We start from the raw sequence: 14,658 nt of genomic DNA, 5'->3' as shown, positions 1-14,658 counted from the left end.
TTAGTTTTTTCCTGCAACAAAAGAGGCGGATTTTTCACCGGCAACACGGTGTTTTAAAGGTTCGATTGGCGTGCCGCCGTAATTGGCTTCCGAACCGGCTGCAATACCGATCCAAACATTATAAGGCGCGCCGCCTCTCAGACGATGTTCGCTTCCGGCCGGAACAATGCGGCTGAATACTACTTTTCCATCTTTGTCTGCAATAATCAGATTGCTTCGGTATTGGACTTTAATCCACAGTTCGTCTTTCTCGACTTTGACGGCAGGTTTTTCTTCTACAACGGCGGAAGCTGCTGAAGCTGCTTGTTCATTGGCTGCTTCAGGCTTATTGGTAATTTCTTTTTTGCCCTCTTCGGTCATTTCGCTAACGGCAACATTATCCGTTTTCAAAGCAGGCGTTTTCATCGTATCGGCAACATCTTTGCTGTTTTGAATATTTGCCTGTTCGTTTTCATAGCTGGATTTACTTTGCCAAAAGTAAACACCGCCTATTGCTAAAGCCAATGCGGCTGCACCCAATATCCATTTTGGGAAACCCTGTTTTTCAGCATCCTCGTAGCTTAAGCCGCTGTTGGTGCTGCGTGTTACTGCATATACATGGTCTTCAAGTTGCGGAGTAATCGAGTGTAAATGTTTGGTGATGGTTTGTTCATCGATTTTGAGGAATCGTGCATATGAACGAAGATAGCCTGAGACGAAGACCAGGCCCGGAAAATTTGAATATTCCCCTTTTTCCAAGGCATCAATTTGTTCGGCAGACAGTTTTAAACGTGAAGCAACATCTTCAATATCGATTTTGGCATCAGTTCTGTGCTTGCGTAATTCATCCCCCAGTGTTTTGGCGGCTTGTGTGTCGTAGTTGATTTTATCGTTATTTTCCATTTAGTGGCCTGTTGTAACAGTTTGTAGTTCGTCTGAATAAGGGAAGTTTGCCCTAAGTTGGGCTTCGTATTCGTATGCGGCGTGTTTATTACCCAAGGCGGTAGCCAAACGCCAGCCTAAAAGCAAATCGTCAGCCTGCAGGACATCGACTTTGCTTTGGTATTGGCGGAAATAATAGTCGGCATCGTTCAGATTGCCTGCCATCATTTTGGTTCGGGCAAGCTCTTTGAAAGCAGGGAAGAATTGTGGATTGGCTGCCAAAGACCTTTCTAAATAGGCTTGAGCCAAAGAGTATTGGCCTAACCTTGCGCTGCAAATGCCTTTATTCATATTGGCAATAAAGGGGCTCGGGTAGGTCGGGTCAGCCAGTGCTTTATCAAAATAAGCCATGGATTCGGCAGGTGCATTCATTTGATTGCATAAGAACCAACCGTAATTGTTGTTAACTTCCGCACTATCCGGTTTTAAAGACAATGCTTTAAGAAAGCTTTCCTGAGCTTTATCGCGGACCTTCAGATATTGATAAATTTCAGCACGTACCAACCAAGCAATATCGTTTTTTGAATTGAATTTAAGCGCCTCTTCGATACTTTCAGTAGCTTGGCGGTAGTTTTGGCCGCGCATATATTCCACAGCAAGCTGGGTTTTGATATTGGAAACCTGAATGGCACGTTCTTTGGGGCTTGGTCCGGAAGAGGATACGCAGGCAGAAAGAGTCAGTGCGGTAAGTAAAGCGAATCCGAACTTGATTTTCATAATTAACCTTATTGTTCGACCAAAATTTGTTGCCATTTTTGTTGGCGGCGTGTTTTATCTTGTACTTGTCCGGCCAATTGTCCGCAAGCGGCATCAATATCGTCGCCGCGGGTTTTGCGGACAGTAACGACAAAGCCGGCTTGTTGCAGAATGTCGCGGAAGATGCGGATATTCTCGTTGGTAGAACGTTCGTAGCCGGAATTTGGGAAAGGGTTGAACGGAATCAGATTGAATTTGCACGGTACGTCTTTAACCAATTCAATCAATTCGCGCGCGTGTTGGGCCTTGTCGTTGATGCCGTCGAGCATAACGTATTCAAAGGTAATAAAGTCGCGGGGGGCTTTGACCAGATAACGTTGACAGGCCGCCATTAATTCTTTCAACGGATATTTCTTATTCAGCGGAACGATTTGATCGCGCACTTCGTCGTTGGAGGCGTGTAAAGATACTGCTAAAGCAACAGGCATTGCATCGCGCAGTCTGTCCATTTGCGGAACCATGCCCGAAGTGGAAACGGTCACGCGGCGGCGGCTCAAGCCATAGCCGTGATCATCCAGCATAATGCTCAAAGCGGTAACAACATTATCAAAGTTTGCCATGGGTTCGCCCATACCCATCATCACCACGTTGGAGATAACGCGTTCATTTTTAGGGGTAACACCCATGGCTTTATTGGCCCACCAAAGCTGGCCGATAATTTCTGCGGCAGTCAGGTTGCGGTTGAAACCTTGTCGTCCAGTAGAACAGAAGGTGCATTCCAATGCGCAACCTACTTGGGAAGAGATGCACAAAGTACCGCGTTCGGCTTCGGGAATGAAGACGGTTTCTACACCGTTGCCCGTGCCGACATCCAGCAACCATTTGCGTGTGCCATCCGTAGATTCTTGTGCCATCATTAATTTAGGCACTTCGATTGTGGCTTGTTCATTCAGCTTGGCGCGCAATGATTTGGCCAAGTCAGTCATTTCTTCAAAGTTTTGTGCACCGGCTTGATGCATCCAACGCATGACTTGCTTGGCGCGGAAAGGTTTTTCACCCATTTCGGCAAAGTGTTGCGTCAGTCCGTTTAAATCGTAATTCAGTAGATTGGTTTTCATGTATTTTTATGTTTCTCAATAAAGCTTTTAAAGTAAAGAGGCTTATCGGTCAGCTTTGCTTTAAAAGCCTTTAGGGGGTTTCAGACGGCCTGTCATTTGCAGGGCATACAAAGCAGTTTTGCCGTCCGATATGGAATCGGACGGCCGTATAGCGGCTACAGGCTTTTTGCTTTTATCGTGGGCAGATTTCGCTTTGGCTGAAGAAGTAGGCAATTTCAATCGCAGCGTTTTCCACGCTGTCAGAACCGTGCACAGCATTGACGCTGACAGATTCTGCAAAGTCGGCGCGGATTGTGCCTGGAGCGGCATCAGTCGGATTGGTTGCGCCCATCAATTCACGATTTTTAGCAACGGCGTTTTCACCTTCCAATACTTGAATCATGACGGGATTGCGTGTCATGAATTTAACTAAGTCTTCGTAAAAAGGGCGGCCTTTATGTACGGCATAAAACTCTTTTGCTTCGCGTTCAGACAGCTGTTTCATTTTTGCCGCAATAATGCGCAGGCCGTTTTCTTCAAAGCGGCTATAAATCTTGCCGATGACGTTTTTTTCTACCGCATCGGGTTTGATGATGGAAATCGTACGTTCGATGGCCATGTTATGTCCTTGTTTTTATTGATAGGTAAGTTGTCGCAACCAAGAGGCGAGGGAAGTGTATTCTAGCAAATTTCGCCCCTTTTTGGGAAAGGCATTATTTGCTTAAAGTCAGGTGTGGTTGTTCCAAATAGACTTCAGATTGCATTTCGATCATACGGCTGGCTGTACGGGTAAATTCTTCGGCAAAATCGCCTTCGACATAAATATCGTTTACGCCAACTGCACTGGTGGCGCACAATTTCACACGGAAATCGTATAAAACGTCAATTAACCATGTCAGACGGCGTGCTTCTGCTTTTTCTTGCGGGGTCAGGCGTTCCAATCCTGATAGAAAAACCATCTCGTAATGTTCGGCCAAATAAAGATAGTCGGCTTGTGAGCGCGGACCGAAACACAATGCACGGAAATCAAACCAGATGGCGCGTTCCGACTGGGCTTTATGAGGAATTTCCCGTCCATGAATAATGCTGATTCCTGGATTCAATTCAGAGATTCCGCTCATTTCTTTAAATAAAGTAGCCAGTTTTTGCTCGTTTTCTTCATTATTGGGCACAAAGAAAATTTCGGCAGGGCGCAATGTGCGCAATCGGTAATCTTCTCCGCCATCTACATTTAAAACGGTCAGGTTAGATTCGATAAGGGCGATGGTTGGCAGAAAGCTGCTGCGGTTTTGGCCTTGAGGATAGAGTTCGGATGGGGCGTAGTTGGAAGTGGCCACCAAAACAACACCTTCGCTCAGCAGGTTTTCCAACAAACGGCCTAAAATCATTGCATCGGCAATGTCGCTGACGTGAAATTCATCAAAGCATAATACGCGTGTTTCTTTGGCAATTTCTGCTGCAACGGCTTTTAAAGGATTCGCTTCACTCTTTAAAGCTTTCAGCCGTTGATGAATTTCGGCCATAAAGGCATGGAAATGCACGCGGCGCTTACGGCGATAAGGGAGGCAGCCAAAAAAAGCGTCCATCAGGAAACTTTTACCGCGTCCTACGCCGCCATAAAAATAGAGTCCTTTAGGTACTTGAGGGGAACGCAGGCTGCGGCCGAGAAAACGGTTGCGTTTGCGTTTGAACATCATCAGCTCGGTCCACAAGCGATCCAAATATTCAATGGCTCGTGCTTGTGCTTCGTCACGGATGAAGTTGGGTTGTTCGGCGGCGGCCTGATACCAAGTCAATGGGCTGTGGTTTTCAAATGGCGGTGGCGTAAATAGTTGGTCTCTATTGCTCATGTATAACCTTTATTATGTTTTGCTGGCGATAGTCGAAACATCATCCGCAATAATTTGGACAGTAGTCGGAATGATGTTCTCATTATGGAATAGTCGGTCTATTATAAATGATTTCAGACGGCCTGCGTTTTTTGCAAAGGCTTTGTTGTCAATATAGTTGGAAAAGTGTGCGATTAAAGTGCAAGTAAAAAGGGCTGGCTTTAGTATTTTTTGAAAAAACAAAAAAACGCCGCATTTCTGCGGCGTTTTGCTACTAAGTATTAATGAGCACTTTCTTGCAATGCCAAGTCTACACGCTCACGCAACTCTTTACCCGGTTTGAAGTGGGGAACATGTTTTTCAGGCACTTCCACACGTTCGCCGGTTTTAGGGTTGCGCCCGATACGGGCAGGGCGGTGGTTCAAGTCGAAGCTGCCGAAGCCGCGGATTTCGATACGTTGTCCACGAGCCAGTGAGCGGGTCATGGTATCAACCAAGACTTTTACACTGTATTCGACATCTTTAGCCAGTAGTTGGTTGCCATTTTTTTCGGCAAACACTTCTGCGAGGCGAACCATCAATTCAGACTTCGTCATGTCTGCAACCTTATTCTTGGTCGCCGGACAGTTTGGCTTTCAGCAAGTCGCCCAAGCTGGTAGTACCGGCATTGGCAGTTGCAGCGGCGTTAACTGAATTCAGCGCTTCGCGGTTTTCTTTAGCGTCTTTCGCTTTAACAGACAGACGGATGCTGCGGTTTTTGCGGTCAACGGTAACGATAACGGCTTCAACTTCGTCGCCTTCTTTCAGTTTGGTAGTCAGGTCTTCAACGCGGTCAGCGGCGAATTCAGAAGCAGGCAGATAGCCTTCAACTTCTTCAGACAGAGCAATTACGGCACCTTTGGCGTCAACAGATTTCACAGAACCTTTAACCAAAGAACCTTTGTCGTTTACGCTGATGAAGTTGCCGAACGGATCACCTTCAAGTTGTTTGATACCCAAAGAGATGCGTTCTTTTTCAACGTCGATGGCCAATACAACGGCTTCAACTTCTTCGCCTTTTTTGTATTTGCGTACAGCTTCTTCGCCGGCTTCAGTCCAAGACAGGTCGGACAAGTGAACCAGGCCGTCGATACCGCCAGGCAGACCTACGAATACGCCGAAGTCAGTGATGGATTTAACTGCGCCGGAGATTTTGTCGCCTTTGTTGTGGTTGGCGGCAAATTCTTCCCAAGGGTTAGCTTGGCATTGTTTCATACCCAAAGAGATACGGCGGCGGTCTTCGTCGATTTCCAGGATCATGACTTCAACTTCGTCACCCAGTTGAACAACTTTGCTTGGGTGTACGTTTTTGTTGGTCCAATCCATTTCGGAAACGTGTACCAAACCTTCGATGCCTTGTTCGATTTCAACGAACGCACCGTAATCAGTCAGGTTGGATACTTTACCGAACAGGCGGGTACCTTGTGGGTAACGACGGGTCAGACCGCTCCAAGGATCTTCGCCCAATTGTTTCATACCCAAAGAAACGCGTTGTTTGTCTTGGTCGAATTTCAGGACTTTGGCTTCAACTTCTTGACCGACTTCCAGAACTTCGCTCGGGTGTTTCACACGGCGCCATGCCAAGTCGGTGATGTGCAACAGACCGTCGATGCCGCCCAAGTCAACGAATGCACCGTAATCGGTGATGTTTTTAACGATACCTTTGATAACTGAACCTTCTTGCAGGTTTTCCAGCAAGGCTTTGCGTTCTTCGCCCAAAGTAGCTTCCAGAACAGCGCGGCGGGACACAACAACGTTGTTGCGTTTTTTGTCCAGTTTGATCACTTTGAATTCAATTTCTTTGCCTTCGAAGTGAGAAGTGTCTTTAACGGGACGTACGTCAACCAAAGAACCCGGCAGGAATGCGCGGATGCTGTTGATCATAACGGTCAGACCGCCTTTGACTTTGCCATTGATAACGCCGGACAGGATGTCGCCGTTTTCCATCGCTTCTTCCAAAGCGATCCAGTCGGCAGCGCGTTTGGCTTTTTCGCGGGACAGTTTGGTTTCGCCGAAGCCGTTTTCAACAGATTCGATGGTAACGGTAACGAAATCGCCAACTTTAACTTCAATCTCGCCCTGAGCGTTTTTGAATTCAGCAACATCAATCAGAGATTCTGATTTCAGACCTGCGTTAACGGTAACGAAGTTTTGATCGATGCCGACTACTTCGGCAGTAATCACTTCACCTGGGTTCATCTCTTGCAGGGTAAAGCTTTCTTCCAGCAGCTGGGCAAAATTTTCCATAGTCATATATACTCTTTTCGGTACACCGCCAAGGGGTGCGGGTTAGGTTTGAAATGACCTGCCGTCCTTGGCGCGGCAGGTTGGGAAATGTTTTCAGACGGCCTTGTTATACGGTTAACAGGCCGTCTGAAATGAAAACTTCGCGATTATACTCCAAATTTTAAACTTTATGATACCAATCAAGCACTTTTTTTACAGCTTCTTCGATAGAAAGGTTGTCGGTATCTAAAAGCAGGGCGTCGGGCAGCTGTTTCAATGGGGCAACAGGGCGGCGGCGGTCTGCTTCGTCGCGCGCTTCAATGTCCGACAAAATGCGCTCGAATGCCACGCCTTCGCGTGGGAGGCCGAGCTGCTTGGCACGACGTTGGGCGCGGACATTGGCACTTGCGGTCAGGAAAATTTTTAATGCGGCATTAGGGAAAATAACCGAGCCGATATCGCGGCCGTCGGCGACCAAACCTTTTTCGTTTAGAAAGTCGCGTTGGCGCTGCAAAAGGGCTGTGCGCACTTTAGGCAACTGCGCGACGGCAGATGCCCCCATGCCGATGGCTTCGGTACGGATTTGTTCGGATACATCTTCGCCGTTTAATAACACGACGCTGCCTTCAAATTGTGCGGGCAAAGTTTCTGCCAGTGTGCTGACGGCGTCTTCATCTGTCCAGGCAACATTTTGTTTTTGTGCGTAAAGCGCCGTCAGGCGGTAAAGCGCACCGGAGTCGAGGTAAACAAAACCCAAGGCTTCGGCTACGCGTGAGGCAACCGTCCCTTTACCGGATGCGCTGGGGCCGTCGATGGCGATGACTTTTTGCTTGAGGCTCATGTGTTCTCCTGAATGCGATAGGTATTTGAATTAACCGTTTATTATACGTTGCTTTGGCCGCCTGAAAACGAAAATTTTTGTGTGATTTAAATTTGAAGGAAAAGTGGCTCGGCCTTATCGGGTATAATGGCCAAAATCATAATTTAACCGCTTTGTCTGATTGTTCGGGCCGTCTGAAACAACGGGTCGGGAATAATCTTAGAATTTAGAAACATTATGTTACAAACCGATAATCTTACTTCTGCACAACCTCAGCGCATTATCACTGCTCAAAATATTTCAGCTCAGGAAGAATTGCTTGAACGCGCTTTACGTCCGAAAACTTTGGATGACTATATCGGGCAGGATAAGGCCAAAGAGCAGCTGGCTATTTTTATTCAGGCGGCGAAAAAACGTGGCGAAGCACTTGACCATACTTTGCTATTTGGCCCACCGGGTTTGGGCAAAACTACTTTGGCGCATATTATCGCCAAAGAATTAGGCGTTAATTTGCGCCAAACCAGCGGCCCTGTTTTAGAGCGCGCCGGCGACCTTGCAGCCTTATTGACCAATCTCGAGCCGCATGATGTGCTGTTTATCGATGAAATCCACCGTTTAAGCCCTGTGGTTGAAGAAATCCTTTATCCTGCGCTTGAGGATTATCAGTTGGACATCATGATAGGCGAAGGGCCGGCCGCGCGTTCGGTCAAAATCGATTTGCCGCCGTTTACATTGGTGGGCGCGACGACCCGTGCCGGTATGTTGACCAATCCGTTGCGCGACCGTTTCGGTATTGTGTCCCGATTGGAGTTTTATCAAAACAAAGACTTGGCAACTATTGTTGCTCGCTCCGCCCAATTGTTGCAGTTGGACATGGGCGAAGAGGGTGCGATGGAAGTGGCCAAGCGCAGCCGCGGTACGCCGCGTATTGCCAACCGCCTTTTGCGACGTGTACGCGATTATGCCGATGTGAAAAACAATGGCGTCATTGATGCGGGAATTGCCGATGCGGCCTTGAGTATGCTGGATGTGGACGGTCAGGGTTTGGATGTGATGGACAGGAAATTCCTTGAGGCGATTCTGCACAAATTCAGCGGCGGCCCTGTCGGTTTGGAAAACGTGGCTGCTGCGATTGGCGAATCGACCGATACCATCGAAGATGTGATTGAACCTTATCTGATTCAGCAGGGCTTTTTGCAGCGTACACCGCGCGGACGCGTAGCAACCGAACGAGCCTATCTGCATTTCGGTTTGAAGGTTCAAGAATAATAATGAAGGCCGTCTGAAAACCGCTTTCAGACGGTCTGATACTTTCAATTTCATATGATTGTCGGTAAATATCTGCCGATAATCGGTTAAAATGTCCCCCTTTTCTTTTTTGAAGTTTCCCCATGAATATCTTATCCGTAGAAAATGCTTCTTTTGCCGTCGGCCATGTCGCCTTGCTCGACAAAACTTCTTTTCAACTCGACAGCGGCGAGAAAATCGGTTTAATCGGCCGCAATGGTGCGGGTAAGTCTTCGTTTCTGAAAATCCTCTCCGGCGTGCAGAAACTTGACGACGGGCAGATTATTGTTCAAAACAACCTCAAAATCGTTTATGTGCCGCAGGAGTCCTTTTTTGATAAGGACGCAACCGTATTTGATATCGTTGCCGAAGGTTTGGGCGAAATCCGCGATTTATTGCGCCGTTATCATCACGTTAGCCATGAGTTGGAAAATGGTTCGAGTGAGGCTTTGTTGAAAGAACTCAACGAATTGCAACTCGAAATCGAAGCGAAGGACGGCTGGAAACTGGATGCGGCAGTCAAGCAGACTTTGGGCGAACTCGGTTTGCCGGAAAACGAAAAAATCGGCAACCTCTCCGGCGGACAGAAAAAGCGTGTTGCCTTGGCGCAGGCTTGGGTGCAGAAGCCCGACGTATTGCTGCTGGACGAACCGACCAACCATTTGGACATCGACGCGATTATCTGGCTGGAAAACCTGCTCAAGGCGTTTGAAGGCAGCCTAGTCGTGATTACCCACGACCGCCGTTTTCTGGACAACATCGCCACGCGCATCGTCGAACTCGATCGCGGCATTTTACGTTCCTATCCCGGCTCGTTCTCCAAATACAGCGAAAAAAAAGCGCAGGAATTGGCGGTTGAGGCGGAACATAACCGCCTCTTCGACAAATTCCATGCGCAGGAAGAAGCGTGGATACGCAAAGGCATTGAAGCGCGCCGTACCCGCAACGAAGGCCGCGTGCGCCGTTTGGAAGAACTGCGCCGCCAGCGCGCCGAACGCCGCAACGTGCAGGGACAAGTCAACTTCAAGCTCGACAGCGGCGAGAAAAGCGGCAAAATCATCGCCGAACTGGAACATGCCTCGTTTGCCTACGGCGACAAGGTCATCATGGACAAATTTTCCGCCATCTTGCAGCGCGGCGACAAAATCGGCTTAATCGGCCCAAACGGTATCGGCAAAACCACCTTCCTTAAGCTGATTTTGGGCGAATTGCAGCCGACCTACGGCAGAATCCGTATTGGCAGCAAGCAGGAAGTTGCTTATTTCGACCAGTTCCGCAGCGCGTTGAATGAAAACGACACCGTGTTTTACACGCTCGGCCAAGGCAACGATTACGTCGAAGTCGGCGGCAAGAAAAAACATGTGATGAGCTATCTGGAAGATTTTCTGTTCCATCCAGCCCGTGCACAAAGTCCTGTTTCATCGCTCTCCGGCGGCGAACGCAACCGCCTTCTGCTGGCAAAACTCTTTACCCGTCCCGCCAATATTTTGGTCTTAGACGAACCGACCAACGACTTGGACATCGATACCCAAGAGCTGCTTGAAGACTTGCTGCGCGATTACCAAGGCACGGTATTCCTTGTTTCGCATGACCGTATGTTCTTGGATAATGTGATTACCCAAAGCATTGTTTTCGAAGGACAAGGCCGTCTGAAAGAATACATCGGCGGCTATCAGGATTATATCGACGCAAAATCGCGAGAAGAGAAAATTCAGACGGCCTCTGCGCCTAAAGCGGTTGCCGAGCCTGAGAAAGTCAAACCCAAAGCCAACCGCACGGTCAAACTTTCCTACAAAGAACAGCGCGAACTCGACGCCCTGCCTGACGAAATCGCCGCTTTGGAAACCGAGCAGGCTGAAATCAATACCCAGCTTTCCGATCCTGAAATTTTTAAAGATTACGAAAAAGCAGGTGCATTGCAAAGCAGGGCTGAAGAAATCGAGATGTCGCTTTTGGAAAAGCTGGAACGCTGGGAATGGCTGGAAGCGAAACAAAATGGAGAAGCGGTTTAAATTGGGAATTTTGTCCCAAAGTAGGGCGGATATTTTTCTAAATCATGCCGTCTGAACCCCGAATATTCAAAAACAAGGTCTACAACCACATGAAAAAAGTCGAGAAAAACGTATTGGTACTGCATAGCGCTGAGGAAATGTTTGAGCTGGTGGACAAGGTCGAGGACTATCCAAAATTTTTGCCGTGGTACAGCAAGACCGAAGTCATCGAACGCAAAGGCAACGAGCTCAAAGCGCGCCTGTTTATGGACTATATGCGTGTCAAGCAGTCGTTTGCAACGCACAACCACAATATCCCGGGGCAGGAAATCCGCATGGATTTGCTCGAAGGGCCGTTTAAAACCCTGCGCGGCACTTGGAAATTTATCGACTTGGGCGATGATATGTGTAAAGTCGAATTCAGATTAGAATACGATTTCTCCAATGCCGTACTCTCTGCCATGATTTCCCCCGTATTCGGCCACCTCGCCGGCACGCTGGTGGATGCTTTTATTAAAGAGGCTGACCGCCGCTATGCTTGAGATTGAAATTGTTTACGGACTGGCTGATAGGCAAGTGTTGAAGGGTATGACCGTTGCCGAAGGGACAACCGTACGCGAAGCCGCATTGAAAAGCGGTTTGGAGGTAGAGTTTCCAGAGTTGGATTTGCAACAAGCGCCTTTGGGTATTTTCGGCAAGGCCGTGAAAGACGAGACGGTGTTGCGCGATGGCGATCGGATTGAGGTTTATCGTCCATTGTTGATCGATCCGAAAGAAGCGCGACGTAAACGCGCCGGGCAAGAATAAATCCAAGGCCGTCTGAAACTTTTCAGACGGCCTGTCAAACTGAAAGAACAGTAATGAGCTTGAAAATTAAATTAATCGTCGGTTTGGGCAATCCAGGCCAAGAATACGAACAAACGCGCCACAATGTCGGCTTTTGGCTGTTGGACGAACTGGCGTGGAAATGGAAAGTCAATTTTAAAGACGAAAAGAAATTTTACGGCGAAGTAGCGCGCGCTGCTACGCCTGATGGCGATGTTTGGCTGCTCAAACCCATGACTTTTATGAACCGCTCCGGTCAGGCAGTTGCCGCTTTGGCTCAGTTTTACAAAATCAAGCCGGAGGAAATCTTGGTGGTTCATGACGAGCTGGATATCCCATGCGGCCGTATCAAATTCAAACTTGGTGGCGGCAACGGCGGACACAACGGTCTCAAAGACATTCAGGCTCGTTTGGGTACGCCTAATTTCTACCGTTTGCGCTTAGGTATTGATCATCCTGGCGACCGTAATCTGGTTGTCGGTTATGTGTTGAATAAACCGTCGGCGGAACACAGACAGCAAATTGATGATTCCATCGCCAAATCCCTGCAAGGATTGCCGGCCGTGTTGAATGGCGAATGGGAAGAGGCAACGCGTTTTTTACACAGTAAGTAAGCGTGCCCAAATCAAACGGGCAGCCTTGCACATTAGTTCAGACGGCCTGAAAACAGACGGCGCAGTCTGGCTAGCGATAAACCAATTAAAGAAACAGTAAATATGAACGAACTGACCAGCCTGATGCAGACCGAAGCCCCAGGCATTGTTGGCGAAACATTAGACTTCTGCCTTTACGAATGCAGTATTGAAGATGCCCCGGATGCTGAAGAAGTAGCACAATGGCGTGATATTTTGAAGGCACGGGGTGGAAAATTTGTCCGCTTGGCAGACATCTGTCAAACATGGCTGGATGAAGAGGCCAAAAAATGAAAGCCTTGCCATTAAACAAATTTACTGCCGCTGCCTTGATCTGGTTTGCCGCCGCCATTTATGCCTTACTTTTCAAAGAGGGCGGCAATAGCGCTCCACCATTCCCCCATTTTGATAAAGTCGGCCATTTCGGACTGTTTTTCGGCCAGGCATGGTTGTGTGCAAAAATATTTATTCAAGACAATAGGACTATTCCCTATAAAGGCATTCTGTTTGCCGCTTTATTGTTTGCCATAGGAAGCGAGCTGGCTCAGGCATTTCTGACTGCTACGCGCCAAGGTTCAATCGCGGACGGCATTGCCGATATGGCAGGTACGGCTGCGGCACTGTGGTTTGCAGCAAAAGTAAAAGCAGCAAAAGTAAAAGCAGCAAAAAGTTAGATATATTTAAAGAAGTTAAAAGGCCGTCTGAAATCCTGAGCAACAGGTTTCAGACGGCCTTTTGTTACTTGATATTTGAAGCAATGATTGCTTCATGTCAAGTATTCAAATATTAGAATTTTACGCGTACACCGGCAGATACTTCGTGAGTATGGAGCTTAACGTTATTGATCTTGCCCCAATGGTTATAGCGATAGCCAGCGTCCAAAGCAACGTTAGGAGTTACTTCGTAGCTTACACCAGCCATTACACCCACGCCGGTTTTAGTTTCTTTACGTTCATGATATGAATTAGCTGTCTCAACTTTTGTTGAAGCATGATTAACAGCCACACGAGCACCTACCCCAACAATTATTCTGATTGTATTTTCTTGTGGAAAATTAAGCAAATCTAAAAATGTTTTAGCTGTTGTAAAACTGCATTTATAAAAAGCATTGTAACAAATCGTTTAAGAACAAACGGCCTTGCTCGGTCGGGCGGAACACGGTTGGGTCTGATTCAAGCAGGCCTTTTTGTCTGGCGGTTTCGATTTGAGCCATAATTTTTGCAGTGGGTACGCCGGTACGTTCCTGCAACGTTGCAGCAGGTACACCGTCAGTCAGGCGCAGGGCGTTCATCATGAATTCGAATGGAAGGTCTTCGGCAGCAACAGTTTTGCGTTCGACTGCTTCATGCGGATTGCTCTGCATGGCGGCAAGATAGTCGTTGGGATGACGACGGCGGACGGTGCGTTCGATATGGTCGGGATAGGAGATTTTGCCGTGCGCACCCGCGCCTATCCCTAAGTAATCGCCGAACTGCCAATAGTTCAAATTATGGCGGCACTGCATGGCAGGTTTTGCAAAAGCCGATGTTTCATAGTGGATAAAGCCTGCGCTTTCCAATGCGCCGTGTACGGCATCTTCAATATCCAATGCTGCTTCATCTTGTGGCAATCCTTTGGGCGGCGTATGACCAAAAGGCGTGTTCGGCTCCATGGTCAGATGATATGCGCTGATATGCGATACGCCTGTTGCGATAGCGGTTTGCACATCGTTTAAGGCCGTCTGAACCGTTTGGTTTGGTAGGGCATACATCAAATCGATATTAACTTTTTCAAATAATTTCAAGGCAGTGTCAATGGCTGTCAGGGCTTCTTTGCTGTTGTGAACGCGTCCCAATCGAGCAAGCATATCGTCATTAAAACTTTGCACGCCGATAGACAGACGCGTAATGCCTGCATCTTTAAATCCTTGAAATTTCTCAATTTCAAATGTGCCCGGGTTCGCTTCCAAAGTAATTTCCGCTTCGGGTTGCAAGCGCAACAGCGAGCGCACGCCGCTTAACAAGCGGTCAATCGATTCCGCTTGAAACAGGCTGGGTGTACCGCCGCCGAAAAATATGGTTTCCACCGGTCTGCCCCAAATATTGGGCAATTCAAGCTGCAAGTCGGTTAATAGGGCATCGATATAGGCTTCTTCCGGTAGGCCGTTTTTGAGACTGTGGGAATTGAAGTCGCAATACGGGCATTTTTTGATGCACCAAGGAATATGGATATAGAGTGATAAAGGAGGTAGGGCAGTTAGCTGGCCGGGGCGTTGGAAGGTGATTTGGGTCATGATATGTGTTGAGGCTCGAGGCC

17 protein-coding genes and 2 pseudogenes are annotated in these 14,658 nt (G+C 47.9%); 9 read left to right on the top strand and 10 right to left on the bottom strand.

Annotated features, from left to right (window positions below; translation table 11 throughout):
• From ACTHUG_RS03865 to cmk, 8 genes are all read right to left on the bottom strand, one after another.
• Positions 1-882, bottom strand: a complete 882-nt coding sequence (locus ACTHUG_RS03865; RefSeq protein ID WP_440386299.1) for a helix-turn-helix domain-containing protein — start codon at positions 880-882, stop codon at positions 1-3.
• A complete protein-coding gene (gene pilW, locus ACTHUG_RS03860) occupies positions 883-1,638 on the bottom strand; it encodes a type IV pilus biogenesis/stability protein PilW (RefSeq protein ID WP_440386300.1) in 756 nt (251 codons plus the stop codon).
• Positions 1,639-1,646: 8 nt separating this feature from the next.
• Positions 1,647-2,735 carry a 23S rRNA (adenine(2503)-C(2))-methyltransferase RlmN gene (gene rlmN, locus ACTHUG_RS03855; RefSeq protein ID WP_003747025.1) on the bottom strand — a complete coding sequence of 363 codons (1,089 nt, stop codon included), beginning with the start codon at positions 2,733-2,735 and terminating at the stop codon, positions 1,647-1,649.
• 172 nt (positions 2,736-2,907) lie between these two features.
• Positions 2,908-3,333, bottom strand: coding sequence for a nucleoside-diphosphate kinase (ndk, locus tag ACTHUG_RS03850; protein WP_440386301.1), 426 nt, complete (start codon positions 3,331-3,333; stop codon positions 2,908-2,910).
• Positions 3,334-3,427: 94 nt separating this feature from the next.
• Positions 3,428-4,564 (bottom strand): cell division protein ZapE, encoded by a 1,137-nt coding sequence (gene zapE / locus ACTHUG_RS03845; protein WP_049336592.1) that lies wholly within the window; start codon positions 4,562-4,564, stop codon positions 3,428-3,430.
• 260 nt (positions 4,565-4,824) lie between these two features.
• Positions 4,825-5,139, bottom strand: coding sequence for an integration host factor subunit beta (locus tag ACTHUG_RS03840; protein ID WP_003678992.1), 315 nt, complete (start codon positions 5,137-5,139; stop codon positions 4,825-4,827).
• 10 nt (positions 5,140-5,149) lie between these two features.
• Complete coding sequence (gene rpsA / locus ACTHUG_RS03835; RefSeq protein ID WP_440386302.1) at positions 5,150-6,835, bottom strand: 30S ribosomal protein S1; 1,686 nt, start codon at positions 6,833-6,835, stop codon at positions 5,150-5,152.
• A 154-nt stretch (positions 6,836-6,989) separates the two neighbouring features.
• A complete protein-coding gene (gene cmk, locus ACTHUG_RS03830) occupies positions 6,990-7,649 on the bottom strand; it encodes a (d)CMP kinase (protein WP_440386303.1) in 660 nt (219 codons plus the stop codon).
• Positions 7,650-7,865: 216 nt separating this feature from the next.
• On the opposite strand from cmk, the gene ruvB reads away from it, so the two are divergent.
• The 9 genes and pseudogenes from ruvB (at position 7,866) to ACTHUG_RS03785 (ending at position 13,037) form a co-directional block, all read left to right on the top strand.
• Entirely contained in the window at positions 7,866-8,897 is a 1,032-nt protein-coding gene (gene ruvB / locus ACTHUG_RS03825) for a Holliday junction branch migration DNA helicase RuvB (RefSeq protein WP_440386304.1), read from the top strand.
• 122 nt (positions 8,898-9,019) lie between these two features.
• Positions 9,020-9,907 (top strand): annotated as a pseudogene (locus ACTHUG_RS03820) (ABC-F family ATP-binding cassette domain-containing protein); the annotation flags it as partial.
• Positions 9,908-10,021: 114 nt separating this feature from the next.
• Positions 10,022-10,414 (top strand): annotated as a pseudogene (locus ACTHUG_RS03815) (ATP-binding cassette domain-containing protein); the annotation flags it as partial.
• 96 nt (positions 10,415-10,510) lie between these two features.
• Positions 10,511-10,927: a hypothetical protein gene (locus tag ACTHUG_RS03810; protein WP_440386424.1), complete on the top strand. Its 417-nt coding sequence runs from the start codon at positions 10,511-10,513 to the stop codon at positions 10,925-10,927.
• Between the two features lie 89 nt (positions 10,928-11,016).
• Complete coding sequence (locus ACTHUG_RS03805; protein ID WP_003747011.1) at positions 11,017-11,448, top strand: type II toxin-antitoxin system RatA family toxin; 432 nt, start codon at positions 11,017-11,019, stop codon at positions 11,446-11,448.
• Positions 11,441-11,713 carry an RnfH family protein gene (locus tag ACTHUG_RS03800; protein ID WP_070712674.1) on the top strand — a complete coding sequence of 91 codons (273 nt, stop codon included), beginning with the start codon at positions 11,441-11,443 and terminating at the stop codon, positions 11,711-11,713. Before ACTHUG_RS03805 ends, ACTHUG_RS03800 begins: the two co-directional genes overlap by 8 nt.
• A 53-nt stretch (positions 11,714-11,766) precedes the next feature.
• A complete protein-coding gene (pth, locus tag ACTHUG_RS03795) occupies positions 11,767-12,345 on the top strand; it encodes an aminoacyl-tRNA hydrolase (protein WP_150537434.1) in 579 nt (192 codons plus the stop codon).
• A gap of 102 nt (positions 12,346-12,447) precedes the next feature.
• Positions 12,448-12,657 (top strand): dioxygenase, encoded by a 210-nt coding sequence (locus tag ACTHUG_RS03790; protein ID WP_440386305.1) that lies wholly within the window; start codon positions 12,448-12,450, stop codon positions 12,655-12,657.
• Positions 12,654-13,037 (top strand): VanZ family protein, encoded by a 384-nt coding sequence (locus ACTHUG_RS03785; RefSeq protein ID WP_440386306.1) that lies wholly within the window; start codon positions 12,654-12,656, stop codon positions 13,035-13,037. The genes ACTHUG_RS03790 and ACTHUG_RS03785 overlap by 4 nt, the downstream gene beginning before the upstream one ends.
• Before the next feature lie 112 nt (positions 13,038-13,149).
• Here ACTHUG_RS03785 and ACTHUG_RS03780 read toward each other — a convergent pair whose 3' ends face one another.
• Together ACTHUG_RS03780 and hemW are read right to left on the bottom strand one after the other, a co-directional pair.
• Positions 13,150-13,425: an opacity family porin gene (locus ACTHUG_RS03780; RefSeq protein ID WP_440386307.1), complete on the bottom strand. Its 276-nt coding sequence runs from the start codon at positions 13,423-13,425 to the stop codon at positions 13,150-13,152.
• A gap of 34 nt (positions 13,426-13,459) precedes the next feature.
• Positions 13,460-14,635, bottom strand: coding sequence for a radical SAM family heme chaperone HemW (hemW, locus tag ACTHUG_RS03775; protein ID WP_440386308.1), 1,176 nt, complete (start codon positions 14,633-14,635; stop codon positions 13,460-13,462).
• Positions 14,636-14,658: the final 23 nt, after the last annotated feature.

The organism is Neisseria sp. P0022.S009 (assembly GCF_051956675.1).
Taxonomy (GTDB): domain Bacteria; phylum Pseudomonadota; class Gammaproteobacteria; order Burkholderiales; family Neisseriaceae; genus Neisseria.
The sequence above is the reverse complement of the archived record's forward strand: the minus strand, read 5'-3'. Positions and strand labels throughout refer to the sequence as shown.